This is a genomic window from Lysobacter silvisoli (genome assembly GCF_003382365.1).
GTDB lineage: Bacteria > Pseudomonadota > Gammaproteobacteria > Xanthomonadales > Xanthomonadaceae > Lysobacter > Lysobacter silvisoli.
On the sequence record NZ_QTSU01000002.1, the window covers coordinates 213,910 to 226,209 of the forward strand.

Annotated in this window: 12 protein-coding genes; 3 read left to right on the forward strand and 9 right to left on the reverse strand. The window is 68.8% G+C overall.

Annotated features, from left to right (window positions below; all coding sequences use genetic code 11):
* Window positions 1-21: 21 nt before the first annotated feature.
* From DX914_RS12155 to sucC, 4 genes are all read right to left on the reverse strand, one after another.
* Complete coding sequence (locus tag DX914_RS12155; RefSeq protein ID WP_115859396.1) at window positions 22-1,659, reverse strand: NAD+ synthase; 1,638 nt, start codon at window positions 1,657-1,659, stop codon at window positions 22-24.
* A 5-nt stretch (window positions 1,660-1,664) separates the two neighbouring features.
* Window positions 1,665-2,030 carry an endonuclease domain-containing protein gene (locus tag DX914_RS12160; protein ID WP_115859397.1) on the reverse strand — a complete coding sequence of 122 codons (366 nt, stop codon included), beginning with the start codon at window positions 2,028-2,030 and terminating at the stop codon, window positions 1,665-1,667.
* A 315-nt stretch (window positions 2,031-2,345) separates the two neighbouring features.
* Window positions 2,346-3,221, reverse strand: coding sequence for a succinate--CoA ligase subunit alpha (gene sucD / locus DX914_RS12165; protein ID WP_115859398.1), 876 nt, complete (start codon window positions 3,219-3,221; stop codon window positions 2,346-2,348).
* Between the two features lie 12 nt (window positions 3,222-3,233).
* Window positions 3,234-4,400 (reverse strand): ADP-forming succinate--CoA ligase subunit beta, encoded by a 1,167-nt coding sequence (gene sucC, locus DX914_RS12170; RefSeq protein WP_115859399.1) that lies wholly within the window; start codon window positions 4,398-4,400, stop codon window positions 3,234-3,236.
* Window positions 4,401-4,672: 272 nt separating this feature from the next.
* Between sucC and DX914_RS12175 the strand changes: the two genes are divergently transcribed.
* Together DX914_RS12175 and DX914_RS12180 are read left to right on the forward strand one after the other, a co-directional pair.
* Window positions 4,673-6,292, forward strand: a complete 1,620-nt coding sequence (locus DX914_RS12175; RefSeq protein ID WP_231118255.1) for a sensor histidine kinase — start codon at window positions 4,673-4,675, stop codon at window positions 6,290-6,292.
* A 66-nt stretch (window positions 6,293-6,358) separates the two neighbouring features.
* A complete protein-coding gene (locus tag DX914_RS12180; protein ID WP_115859401.1) occupies window positions 6,359-7,765 on the forward strand; it encodes a sigma-54-dependent transcriptional regulator in 1,407 nt (468 codons plus the stop codon).
* A 39-nt stretch (window positions 7,766-7,804) separates the two neighbouring features.
* Here DX914_RS12180 and DX914_RS12185 read toward each other — a convergent pair whose 3' ends face one another.
* From DX914_RS12185 to DX914_RS20255, 5 genes are read right to left on the reverse strand one after another with little or no spacing between them, the layout of a single operon-like run.
* Window positions 7,805-8,518 (reverse strand): methyltransferase domain-containing protein, encoded by a 714-nt coding sequence (locus DX914_RS12185; RefSeq protein WP_115859402.1) that lies wholly within the window; start codon window positions 8,516-8,518, stop codon window positions 7,805-7,807.
* Window positions 8,519-8,529: 11 nt separating this feature from the next.
* Window positions 8,530-9,171: a class I SAM-dependent methyltransferase gene (locus DX914_RS12190; protein WP_115859403.1), complete on the reverse strand. Its 642-nt coding sequence runs from the start codon at window positions 9,169-9,171 to the stop codon at window positions 8,530-8,532.
* Between the two features lie 25 nt (window positions 9,172-9,196).
* Complete coding sequence (locus DX914_RS12195) at window positions 9,197-10,216, reverse strand: glycosyltransferase family 2 protein (protein ID WP_115859404.1); 1,020 nt, start codon at window positions 10,214-10,216, stop codon at window positions 9,197-9,199.
* Window positions 10,216-11,010: a glycosyltransferase family A protein gene (locus DX914_RS12200; RefSeq protein ID WP_158549271.1), complete on the reverse strand. Its 795-nt coding sequence runs from the start codon at window positions 11,008-11,010 to the stop codon at window positions 10,216-10,218. Before DX914_RS12200 ends, DX914_RS12195 begins: the two co-directional genes overlap by 1 nt.
* A gap of 11 nt (window positions 11,011-11,021) precedes the next feature.
* A complete protein-coding gene (locus DX914_RS20255) occupies window positions 11,022-11,384 on the reverse strand; it encodes an EamA family transporter (RefSeq protein ID WP_158549273.1) in 363 nt (120 codons plus the stop codon).
* 469 nt (window positions 11,385-11,853) lie between these two features.
* Between DX914_RS20255 and DX914_RS20705 the strand changes: the two genes are divergently transcribed.
* Window positions 11,854-12,282 carry a pilin gene (locus DX914_RS20705; RefSeq protein WP_115859406.1) on the forward strand — a complete coding sequence of 143 codons (429 nt, stop codon included), beginning with the start codon at window positions 11,854-11,856 and terminating at the stop codon, window positions 12,280-12,282.
* Window positions 12,283-12,300: the final 18 nt, after the last annotated feature.

Sequence of the window (12,300 nt, forward strand, 5' to 3'; positions counted from 1 at the left end):
GAGGTGTGAGGGAACGCGGGCTCAGCCGCGGTAGCCGTTGCTGATCGGGTAACGGCGCTCGCGGCCGAACGCGCGCTGCGACACCTTGGGGCCGGGCGCGGCCTGGTGGCGCTTCCATTCGCTGATGCGCACCAGGCGCAGCACGTGGTCCACCGTGTCGGCGGCGAAGCCGGCTGCGACGATCTCGTCGCGCGACTGCTCCTGGTCGACATGGCGCAGCAGGATCGCATCGAGCACGTCGTAGGGCGGCAGCGAGTCCTGGTCCTTCTGGTTGTCGCGCAGTTCGGCCGAGGGCGGGCGGTCGATCACGCCCGGCGGAATCAACGGCGCGCCGGCCACCGCGTTGCGCCAGCGCGCCAGCGAGTAGATCTCGGTCTTGTACAGGTCCTTGATCGGGGCGTAGCCGCCGCACATGTCGCCGTAGATGGTGGCGTAGCCCACCGCGTACTCGCTCTTGTTGCCGGTGGTCAGCAGCAGGCCGCCGAACTTGTTGCTCAGCGCCATCAGCAGCGCGCCGCGGGTGCGCGACTGCAGGTTCTCCTCGGTCACGTCCACCGGCTTGCCGGCGAAGGCCTCGGCCAGCGCGTCCAGGTAGCCCTGGAACGGTTTCTCGATCGGCAGCGCCAGCAGGCGCACGCCCTGCGCCGCGCACTGCTCGGCGGCCAGGTCGTTGGACAGGCCGGCGGTGTAGCGCGAGGGCATGCGCACGGCGGTGACGTTGTCGGCGCCCAGCGCGTCCACCGCGATGGCCAGCACCAGCGAGGAATCGATGCCGCCGGACAGGCCCAGCCAGACCGAGTCGAAACCGTTCTTGCGGCAGTAATCGCGGGTGCCGCGCACCACCGCGCGCCAGGCCAGCGAATCGCGGCCGTCGTCGCTTTCCTCCGGCCACTGCACCGGCGCGAATCGGCGCGCGGCCGGCTCGTAGTCGGCCACCAGCCAATGGTCCTCGAACGCGCGCGCCGCGTTGTGCACGCGGCCGTCGCCGTCGGCCAGCACCGAGGCGCCGTCGAACACCAGCGCGTCCTGGCCGCCGACCACGTTGAGGTAGGCCAGCGCGCAGCCGCTCTCGCGCACGCGCTGGGCGATCAGGGCGTCGCGCTGGGCGTGCTTGTCGCGCTGGAACGGCGAGGCGTTGGGCACCAGCACCAGCTCGGCACCGGCCGCGGCGGTGGCCGCCAGCGGCTCGGCGAACCACAGGTCCTCGCAGATCACCACGCCCACGGGCACGCCCTTTAGGTCGAACACGCAGTCGCCGCCGTCGGGGTCCACGTCGAAATAGCGGCGCTCGTCGAACACCGCGTAGTTGGGCAGCTCGCGCTTGCGGTAGGTAGCCTCGACCCGGCCGTCGCGCAACACGCTGGCGGCGTTGTAGACCACCGCCCCGGCCGCCTGCGGCCAGCCAACCACGGCGACGATGCCGTGCGCGGCGCTGGCCACGCGCAGCAGCGCGGCCTCGCAATCGGCCAGGAAGCTGGGCCGCAGCAACAGGTCCTCGGGCGGATAGCCGCTGATCGCCAGTTCCGGGAACAGCACCACGTCGGCGCCATGTTCGTCGCGCGCCTGCACGATCATCGCCGCGATGCGCTCGGCGTTGCGCTCGACGGCGCCGACGGGGAAATCGAATTGGGCCAGGGCGATGCGGAGGGTCTGGGGCATGGGCGCTAGGTCGGGTCGAACGTGGGGTCGGGGTCCGGGGCCAGCGCCGTCAGAACTTGTTCCAGCACGGCGTCGGTCCGCTGCAGGACGTCATTGTTCCAGAATCTCAGCACGCGGTACCCCTGTTTGCGCAAGAAGGCGGTCCGGGCCGGGTCTTTGGTAAAGCCGACGTACTGGCCGCCGTCCAGCTCCAGCGCCAGGCGCGCCTGCACGCAGACGAAATCGACCACATAGGGGCCGATGGGGACTTGGCGGCGGAACTTGCGCCCATCCAGGGCGCGATTGCGCAGGTGGAACCACAAGCGGGATTCGGCGTCGGTCATGCCGCGCCGCAGATGGCGGGCGAAGCCGCGTTTTTGGCCTGATCGCATCCTGCGCACTCCTTCGGGAGAAGCGGCAGTTTTGCGCTTGGGGATCCGGACGACTGTCGGGAAAGCGGCCCTCACCCCACCCCCTCTCCCGCAAGCGGGAGAGGGGCTTTACCCCGCTGGCGTGTAGGAGTTTCGGAAAGGCTTAGCCAGCGACATCCGGCAACGACCGTGCATCTAGCCCCTCTCCCGCCTGCGGGAGAGGGGTTGGGGTGAGGGCACGCGCAAATACAGCGGACGGCGAAAGCCCCGTCACCGAATCCACAAAAACGAAGAAGCCGCCCGAAGGCGGCTTCCTCACAACCACTCCAGCCGGCCTTACTTGGCCAGACGCTTGGCGATCGCCGCGCCCAGGTCGCCGGGCGACTTGACCGTGGTGACGCCGGCCTTTTCCATCGCCGCGAACTTGCCTTCGGCCGTGCCCGAACCGCCCGAGGCGATCGCGCCGGCGTGGCCCATGCGCTTGCCCTTGGGCGCCGAGGCGCCGGCGATGAAGCCGACCACGGGCTTGGTCACGTGCTGGGCGATGAACTCGGCCGCTTCTTCCTCAGCCGAACCGCCGATTTCGCCGACCATGATGATGCCCTCGGTCTGCGGATCGTTCTGGAACAGCTTCAGCGCGTCGATGAAGTTGGTGCCGTTGATGGGGTCGCCGCCGATGCCGATGCAGGTCGACTGGCCCAGGCCCACGTCGGTGGTCTGCTTGACCGCTTCATAGGTCAGCGTGCCCGAACGCGAGACGATGCCGATCTTGCCCGGCATGTGGATGTGGCCCGGCATGATGCCGATCTTGCACTCGCCCGGGGTAATCACGCCGGGGCAGTTCGGACCGACCAGAACGGTGTCCGGATAGCCGTTGAGCGTGTTCTTGACCCGCAGCATGTCCAGCACCGGGATGCCTTCGGTGATGCAGACGATGACCTTGATGCCGGCGTCGGCCGCTTCCAGGATCGCGTCGGCCGCGAACGGCGGCGGCACGTAGATCACCGAAGCGTCGGCGCCGGTCTGGGCGACCGCGTCGGCCACGGTGTTGAAGACCGGCAGGCCCAGGTGCTGGGTGCCGCCCTTGCCCGGGGTGACGCCGCCGACGACCTTAGTGCCGTACTCGAGCATCTGTTCGGCGTGGAAGGTGCCCTGCGAGCCGGTGAAGCCCTGCACGATGACCTTGGTGTTCTTGTTGATCAAAACGGACATGTCATCGGCCCCTTACTTACCGGCGACGGCGGCAACCGCCTTCTTCGCGCCATCGTTGATGTCGTCGGCCGGGGTAATGGCCAGACCCGAGTTCTTCAGCAGTTCCTTACCGGCCTCGACGTTGGTGCCCTCGAGACGCACGATCACCGGAACCTTGACGTCCACTTCCTTGACCGCGGCGATGATGCCCTCGGCGATCATGTCGCAGCGGACGATGCCGCCGAAGATGTTGACGAAGATGGCCTTGACCTTGTCCGAGCTGAGGATGAGCTTGAAGGCCTCGGTCACGCGCTCCTTGGTGGCGCCGCCGCCGACGTCGAGGAAGTTGGCCGGCGAACCGCCGTTGAGCGAGATCACGTCCATGGTGGCCATGGCCAGACCGGCGCCGTTGACCATGCAGCCGATGTTGCCGTCCATGGTCACGTAGTTGAGGTCGTGCTGGCTGGCCTTGACCTCGGTCTCGTCTTCCTGGCGGATGTCGCGCATCGCGGCCAGTTCCGGGTGACGGAAGGTGGCGTTGTCGTCGGAGTTGATCTTGCCGTCGAGCACGGCCAGGTTGCCGTCGGTGAGGATCGCCAGCGGGTTCAGTTCGACCAGGGCCAGGTCCTTGTCGTTGAACAGCTTGTACAGGCCCAGCATGATCTTGCTCAGCTGGCCGACCTGCTTGGCGTTCAGGCCCAGGGCGAAGCCCAGGTCGCGGGTCTGGTAGGGCTGCAGGCCCTGCACATAGTTCACGTGCAGCGTCTTGATCGCTTCGGGCTTCTCGTGCGCGACCTGCTCGATGTCCATGCCGCCTTCGGCCGAGGCGATGAAGGTGATGGCCTTGCTGCCGCGGTCCACCAGCACCGACAGGTACAGTTCCTTGGCGATGTCGGTGGCCTGGGTGATCAGCACGCTGTCGACCGGCAGCTCGACGCCGGCGGTCTGGTAGGTGGCCATCTTGGTGCCGAGCATGCCCTTGGCGTAGTCGCGGACCTCGTCGAAGGTCTTGGACAGCTTCACGCCGCCGGCCTTGCCGCGGCCGCCGGCGTGAATCTGGGCCTTGACCACCCAGAAGTCGCCACCGATGGCCTTGGCTGCGTCGACAGCCTCTTCCGGCGTGCGCGCGACGCGCCCGGCCGGCACCGCAATGCCGTAGTCGGCAAAGAGCTGCTTTGCCTGGTATTCGTGGAAATTCATGCGTCACCGAGGGGAGTGAAAGACGTCCCGCGCGAGCAGCGGACCGCCGAAGCGGGCCGGGCGCGAGGGGGCCGCATTGTCGCCCATCGCGGCGGAGCGAGCAAAACCGCCCGTCCCCCGGCCGCCGCCGCAACGGCCGCGGCCAGACCCGGCAAAGCCCGCCGGCGCGGCCGGATAGGTCGTCCGGCCGCGGCCAGAGCCCGCCGCGCATGGGCGCTGGCGGCGCTTTCGCGCATACTCGCGGCCACTCCCGTCCGCCCAGGGACTGCCGCTTGCCCTCCGGTCTCGCCCCCGTCGCCGCCTCCGACGCCGACCACGCGCTGCGACGCGAGCTGTACTTCTTCACCCTGTACCGCCTGCTCGAGGCCGCCCTGCTGGCCCTGCTGGTGTTCGGCCCGGCGCAGGTGCTGATCAGCGCCCCGACCCTGCCGCTGCTGGCCCGCGGCGTGGTCCTGGGCTATATGCTGGCGGCCATGCTGCTGTTCGTGTCCGGGCGCCGCGGCGAGCTGCACACCCAGGCCCTGATCGGCATCGTGGTCGACCTGGCCGCCGGCATCCTGGCCCTGCACGCCCTGCCCGCGGCCGGCACCGGCATCGCCCTGATGCTGGTGTTCAACGTCGGCGCCGCCGCGCTGCTGCTGCGCATGCGCTACGGCCTGGGCATGGCCGGCGTGGCGGTGGCGCTGATCCTGGGCGAGTACGTCTACAGCGAGTTCTTCGCCGGCGGCAGCAACCGGGTGCTGGGCGAACCGGCGATGTTCGCCCTGGGCTTCATGGCCATCGCCACCCTGACCAGCCTGCTCGGGCGCGAGATGCGCGCCAGCGCGGCCCTGGCCGAGCGCCGCGGCGCCGAGGCCGCCAACTACGCCGAAATCAACGAGCTCATCATCCGGCGCATGCGCACCGGCGTGCTGCTGGTGGACGGCGAAGGCCGCCTGCGCCTGGCCAACGAGGCGGCGATGCTGCTGCTGGGCGAGGCCGGCGAGCACTCCGACCAGGCCCACCGCAACCTGTCCATCGCCGCGCCCGAACTGGCGCGCCGGCTGGGCCGCTGGCGCGCCGACGGCGTGCCCGACGAAAGCCCGCTGCAGATGGCCGGCGACCAGCCCGAGGTGGTGCCGCGCTTCACCCGCCTGCTGGCCGGCAGCGACCAGACCCTGATCTTCCTGGACGACACCTCCCTGGTCTCGCGCCGCGCCGAATCCATCACCCTGGCCGCGCTGGGCCGCTTCTCGGCCAGCCTGGCCCACGAGATCCGCAACCCGCTGGCCGCGATCAGCTACGCGGTGCAGCTGCTGGAGGAATCGCGCGACATCGCCGTGGCCGACCGCCGCCTGCTCGAGATCGTGCGCCAGCAGGGCACGCGCATGAACGGCATCGTCGAGAACGTGCTGGGCATGGCCCGGCGCGAGCCGGCCAAGCCCGAGCACGTGGACCTGGTTGGGTTCACCCGCCAGTTCGTCGACGAATACAACACCAGCCACCCGATCGAGCAGGACAGCCTGCGCGCCACCGGCACCCAGCCGCGGCTGGCCGCGCTGGTGGACCCGCGCCAGCTGCACCAGGCCCTGACCGTGCTGGTGCACAACGCCCTGACCTACGGCCGCATGCCCGGCCTGCCGGCGCGGGTGACCGTGCACGTGTATCCCGACGCCAACGCCGTGCCGGTGATCGACGTGCTCGACCGCGGCCCCGGCATCCCCGAAGCGGTGGCCGCGCGGCTGTTCCGCCCGTTCTTCACCACGTCCAGCCACGGCACCGGCCTGGGCCTGTACATCGCCCGCGAGCTGTGCCGCGCCAACCAGGCCTCGCTGGACTACGTGCCCATGCCCGGCGGCGGCGGCTGCTTCCGCATCCAGCTCGCCGGTGCCAATGCGATGCTGCCAGCGTGACCTGGCGCACGCTCCCGGCTTGGCCGTGACAGGCCCCATAAGCTATCGTGTCGGGCGGAGGACGCAATGGCTGAAACCCGTAGTGCACTGGTAATCGACGACGAGCGCGACATTCGCGAGTTGTTGGTCATGACGTTGGGCCGCATGGGCTTGCGCTGCGACACCGCTTCGAGCGTGTCGGAGGCGCGCAGCCAGCTCGCGCGCAACCGCTACGACCTGTGCCTCACCGACATGCGCCTGCCCGACGGCTCCGGCCTGGAGCTGGTGGCCGAGATCAGCCAGAAGCACCCCGACACGCCGGTGGCCATGATCACCGCCTTCGGCAACGTCGAGGCCGCGGTGGAAGCGCTCAAGGCCGGCGCCTTCGATTTCGTCGCCAAGCCGGTCGAGCTGACCGTGCTGCGCGACCTGGTCCGCCACGCGCTGGAACTCAACGAGGGCCGGCGCACGTCCGCCGACGCGGTCGCCTCGCGCCTGTACGGCGAATCGCCGGCCATGGCCAGGCTGCGCCAGACCATCGGCAAGGTCGCGCGCAGCCAGGCGCCGGTCTACATCGCCGGCGAGTCCGGCGTGGGCAAGGAACTGGTCGCGCGCACCATTCACGCCGAAGGCGGCCGCGCCAGCGGCCCGTTCGTGCCGGTCAACTGCGGCGCGATCCCGGCCGAGCTGATGGAAAGCGAATTCTTCGGCCACAAGAAGGGCAGCTTCACCGGCGCCCACGCCGACAAGCCCGGCCTGTTCCAGGCCGCCGACGGCGGCACCCTGTTCCTCGACGAAGTGGCCGAACTGCCGCTGCCCATGCAGGTCAAGCTGCTGCGCGCGATCCAGGAAAAATCGATCCGCCCGGTCGGCGCGCAGGCCGAAGTGGTGGTGGACGTGCGCATCCTCTCGGCCACGCATAAAGACCTGGCCGCGCTGGTCGCCGACGGTCGCTTCCGCCAGGACCTGTACTACCGCATCAATGTGATCGAACTGCGCGTGCCGCCGCTGCGCGAACGCCTGGACGATCTGCCCGGCCTGGCCAGCAAGGTGCTCGAACGCCTGGCCGGCGCCCAGGGCCGGGTGGTGCCGCGCCTGGGCGAGGACGCGCTGGAGGCCCTGCGCGCCTACGCCTTCCCGGGCAACGTGCGCGAGCTGGAGAACATCCTGGAGCGCGCCCTGGCCCTGGCCGAAGGCGAGGTGCTCAACGCCGCCGACCTGCGCCTGCCGCGCCTGTCCACCCAGGCCCCGCCGCCCGCTCCGGGCGCGCCGCCGGCGGCCGCGCCGGCCGCCGCGGCCGCCGTGGACCCGCGCACCATGAACCCGCGCGACACCTCCACCAGCGCCCTGCCCTCGTACATTGAAGAGATCGAACGCGCCGCCATCCAGCAGGCGCTGCAGGAAAACCGCTACAACAAGACCCGCACCGCGGCCGCGCTGGGCATCACCTTCCGCGCGCTGCGCTACAAGCTCAAGAAGCTGGGCATCGACTGAGCGGCCTGGCCGCTCAGATTCGCATCGTTTAGATCCGCATCAAATCCGCGCCACGCCGACCCATCCGGCGCTCAGCATCGGCGTCGCCCATTCCAGCAGGTTGACGCCCGCCTGGAATCCGCGCACCGCCAGCCGACCTGCCGCGCCGCTGCGCTCGATCATTTCGTCGAAACGCGCGCCATAGGGCGACAGCGAATGCAGCTCGATACCGGCGCGGTCGAACAAGGTCCGCAGTGTCTTATAGGAATAGATCTGCAGATGGTCGGGGTGGGTGGACTCGCGCCCGGCCAGGCCGATGGCGATGTTGTGCCAGCTGCAGGCATTGGGGGTCGAGAACACGAACTCCACCCCTTGCAGTTCCGGGCAGGCTTTCAGGCTGCGCAGGAAGCCCAGGGTATCGGGCAGGTGTTCGATCAGCTCGCCCGCCACGATCAGGTCCGGCTGGCCGTAGCGCGCCACGCTGTCGCCCAGGGCGAAGATGTCGGCCTGGACGATCCGGCCATTGGGGCGCGTGGCCAAACCCCCTTGCGGCACCAAGGCCGAGTTGTCGATGCCGATCACCTCGCGCGCGACCGCGCACAGGCGCGAATGCAGCCACAGGCCCTTGTCCTGCTTGGCGCCGTAGGCGGTTTCGTCCAGCGCGCCCAGATCGAAGACGCGCTTGCCGTGCGCATGCGCTTCGATCTGGCTCAGGCGGTCGCGGGGCCTGGGCACCTTCACGCGTTCCAGCGCGGTATAGCTCAGTGGCTGCATGTGGGCTCGGTTCAGGGGACGCTGACGCGCATCAGGTAGTTGGGGCGGTCGCGGGCCAGCAAACCGATTTCGGTCGCGTCCGTATCGGGCGATACGCGGCGCAGCAGTTCGGCCAACTGCGCCGACGCCACCAGCACCACGCCGCGATCGCCGCTGATGTACTTGTCGGCCAGGTAGCCCAGGGTGGCGCGGTAGTGACCCGGCTCAACGTCCTTGATCAGCAAGGGCGCGCTCGGACGCAGCGCGTCCATGACCGCACGCAGGAAATCCTCGCGCTGGTCCAAGGCGACGTGATGCATGACGTCGACCACGATCGCCGCGTCGTACTTGCGCGACAAGCCCGACAGATGATCCTGAATCGTGGTCGCCGGAATCCTGGTTACGCGCTCGGCGGCGTCCGGCCGTAGAAACCGACCCACGCTGGCCGCCACGTCCACCATGGTCACGCGCAGGTCGGGCCGGCGCGCGAACAACCTATTCAGCAGTTCGCCGTCGCCGCCGCCGATGTCCAGCACGCTCGCGTCCGCCGGCAAGGCGCCGGCCAGCGCGTCGGCCACTCGGTCCAGGTCTACGAAGATCGCGCGGTAGGCATTGGCCGCCGCGCGCTCAAGCCGCGCCGGCATGCAGGCCCGCAGCACAGGACCGATCCTCATCGCCGCTCCATCGTCGTCATCGGATTCATTCGTCGCGCAACAGGGGGTGTACGGCCCGTTTGGGCACCGCGGAAATGTCGTAAGCCAGGAACCCCAGCAGCAATTGGATACCGACGATGATCTGCAAAGCCGCCAGCATGACGCTGCCGGCGCTGGTCGGCACGCCGCTGCGGAACGACTCGATCCAGAAACCCAACCCCATCGCGAAACCGACGGTGACGAACAGGGCACCGAAGGCCAACTCGATCGACGCCAGCGACAGGTCGCGCAGGAAGTAGTTGTAGAACACGCGCTTGCAGGTGTTGCGCAGGTGCTTGAACAGGAAATCGAACAGGATCTTGGAGATGCGCAGGTTGCTGGTCTCGGCGCCGTAGCGCGCGTCCATCGGCACGTCCACCACCACCGCGCGCACGATGTTGAGCCGGAACAGCATGTCGGTCTCGAAGAAATAGCGCGGGCTGATCTTGCGCAGCGGCAGCTTGGCCACCAGCTTGGCGTGGATCGCGGTGTAGCCGTTGGTGGGATCGAACAGGTCCCAGTAGCCGGACGAGATCTTGGTCATGAACGACAGCATGGCGTTGCCGAAGATGCGCAGCTTGGGCATGCGGCCGATCTGGGCCAGGTCGTAGAAGCGGTTGCCCTTGGTGTAGTCGGCGTCGCCGCGCAGGATCGGGCCGACCAGCTGCGGCAGCGCCGCGCCTTCCATCTGGCCGTCGCCGTCCATCTTCACCACCACGTCGGCGCCGTCGGCGGCCGCGCGCGCGTAGCCGGCCATGACCGCGCCGCCCACGCCGCGGTTGACCTCGTTGTAGATCACCTGCACGCGCGGATCGCGGCAGTGCTCTTCCACGTACTGCCCCGAGCGGTCCGGGCAGGCGTCGTCCACCACGTAGATGCGCCAGACCATCGCCGGCACGTCCTCGATCACGCCCAGGATGTGCTCGCGCACGCGATAGCAGGGCACCACCACGGCGATGCGCGGCGGCTCGGCTTGCGCCTGCGGCGTGAGGCCGATGGAAGCGACGGGGTCGGCGTAGGGCTGCATCAGGCGGCGCCGGCGTAGGACAGGCGGTAGGCGCGCGCCAGCACGCGCGCGATCGGCCGCGGCCACAGGGAATCGAACATCATCTGGTCCTCCGCCGCGCGCACGCCCTCGCGCACGCCTGCGCTGGTCTCGCTGCCGGGATGGATACGGTGCAGCATCAGCTGCTCGCGAATGTACACGAACGCGCCCGGCTCCCGCGCGCGCCGCACCCAGGCGTCCCAATCCAGGTTCACGCGCAGATCCTCGCGGAAGCGCGGCGCCGCGGCGCCGCGCGCCAGGGTCACTGACGGGCAAGGGATCGGACAGCCGAAACGCAGCGCACGCAGCTTGGCCCCGGGCGCCGCGATCGCCTCGCGCCCCAGGAACGCCAGCTCCAGCAGCAGGCGCTTGATCCGCAGCATCGCGGTGCCGGCGCGGGTGACCTCGCTGTCGCCCAGCAGCTCGGCATAGCCGGTGAACAGCAGCGCAGCATCCGGCCGCGCCTGCGCCGCCGCCAAGGTGCGGCGGGTGAAATCGGGCAGATAGATATCGTCCTGGTGGGCGACGGTGACCCAGGGCGTGGCGGCCTGGGCCAGGGCCTGGTTCCAGTCGCGGCCGATGCCGCCGTTGGGGCCGTGCACCGCCAGGTCGGCGCCGAACTCGCGCGCCAGTTCGGACAGGCCGTCGTAGGGCGTGGAACTGGCGATGTGCAAACGCGAGGCCTGCGTCTGCGCGCGCAGCGACTCCAGGCAAGCGCGCAAGTGCGGCGAGCGGCCGTAGGCGGGGACGACGAAGGAATGCAGCGGTTCCGACACGGGTGCGGCGCTCAGGAACTCTGCCCTACCGACGCCAGCAACAGCACCCCGGCCGACACCAAGGCCACGCCGACCCACTGCGTCGGGGTCAGCCGCTCGCCGTAGACCAGCCAACCCGCGGTGGCCATCAGGATGTACATGGTGGCGCCGGAAATGGCGAAGGCCATGCCGAGCTTGACCCGACTGACCACGACGACCCAGATGGTGAAGCCCATGCCCTGGACGGCGATCGCAGCCAATACGCCCGGCGACAGCATCGCAGACATCAGCCAGTCCAGGCCTTTCAAATCGGGACTGCGCGCGGCCAGCTGCAGCAAGGCGCGCTTGATCAACAACTGGCTGCCGATGGTCGAGCAGCTCACGAACAGAATCATCAGTATTTCGCGGATCACCCCTGCCCCCAAAACAACGGCCCTGTCATCGCCACCGCGCCCACTCTCCGGCGCACATGCGACACCTTAGTATGCAAGCTCGACCCGCGCTGGGCGCCTCGCCCACTGCGGAGCTGGGACCGCCGTCGCGCTTGACCGACCCAGCCCTACCCCTGCCGGACCAGCTCGCGGCGGCCTACTTGGAACGATTCGAAGGTACCCGGATACACGATGTGACGCAAAACGTCAGCCCAACCGGGCGCGCCTGACAAAAAACGTCAGGCCGCTTTTGAGGGTTGCCCCTATTTAGCGTGACCGCCGAACCAGTTTGGAATTTCAACCCCCCGATGGCCGCTATTGGCATGGCTTATGCGTATGCTTTTAGCGCACGTGCAGTTCCGCACGGCAAGCCGACGGACCGCAAAGCCGGGCCAAAAGGCACGTGAAGTTCACCACTCCTAGGGGAAACACCATGAAGAACAACCAGCAAGGCTTCACCCTGATCGAACTGATGATCGTGATCGCGATCCTCGGCATCCTGATCGCCATCGCTCTGCCGGCCTACCAGGACTACTCGATCCGCACCAAGAACTCCGAATGCCTGAACGTCGCCGCGGCCGCCAAGCTGGCCGTGTCCGAAACCGCTCAGGACCGTGGTTCGCTGGGCGTCGTGACCCAGGCCAACACCGGCTACAACTTCACCGCCAGCGACTACTGCAACTCGGTCGCCATCGCCAACGGCGGCACCATCACCGCCGTGACCCGCAGCACCGGCGGCCCGGCCACCACCTTCACCCTGGCCCCCAGCACCGCCAGCAACAGCGGCCGCATCGACTGGACCTGCTCGGCCACCGGTATGGCCAACCAGTCGCAGCTGCCGGGCGAGTGCCGCGCCCCGTAATTGGTTTCACGGTAGTAA